The 597-nt window shown below is 70.7% G+C and carries 2 protein-coding genes; both read left to right on the forward strand.

The features are described from left to right. The coding region (locus tag FVW20_RS18190; RefSeq protein ID WP_196610688.1) for a phage tail protein at positions 1–468 on the forward strand (468 nt) is incomplete at its 5' end. Then, the coding region (locus tag FVW20_RS18195; protein ID WP_196610689.1) for a phage tail-collar fiber domain-containing protein at positions 465–597 on the forward strand (133 nt) is incomplete at its 3' end. The genes FVW20_RS18190 and FVW20_RS18195, both read left to right, overlap by 4 nt.

Here is a 597-nt window from a genome sequence, read left to right on the forward strand (position 1 = left end):
CCGCGCACCCGGCACGATGACGACGCCCGCCACCGCCGCCGGGTGGAGCGGGCCTACGCCTGGCACGCCATGGGCGGCACCGTGGAAGGGCTGCCGCGCATCCTTGAGGAATACGGCTACCCCGGCGGCAGGGTGCGCAACCTGCGCGAGCACAACGCCGAGCTGTGGGCGCACTTCGACGTGGAGTTGCTGAACCCGCCCGCGCTGTTCGGGCAGGCCGACATCGAGGCCGTGCTGGATCTGGTCAACGAATACAAGCCCGCGCGCTCTGTGGTGGGGCTGGTGCAGTTCACCGGTCGGGGCGCGGCACCGCTGACGCTGGGGGCCGTGCTGACCACATCGGTGGTGGTCGAGCACGTGGTGGCCACCGGTTCCGAAGCGCCGTTCCCGCCCGCCCCGCTGCAAGCCGGGGTGGTGGCCGTGCAATACATTTTGGTCCGACACGAAGTACGCGAGGTTACGTCATGAGCGATGAGCTGAAAGGCATCTGGACCGCGAAGGGATTGGAAAAGCTGGCGGCGGCCTACGCCGGGGGCGCGCCCCTGGTGCTGCGGCAGATTGCCGTGGGCGACGGCGGGGGCAGCGTGCCCGCGCCCG

The organism is Nitratidesulfovibrio oxamicus (genome assembly GCF_015731765.1).
GTDB lineage: Bacteria > Desulfobacterota > Desulfovibrionia > Desulfovibrionales > Desulfovibrionaceae > Cupidesulfovibrio > Cupidesulfovibrio oxamicus.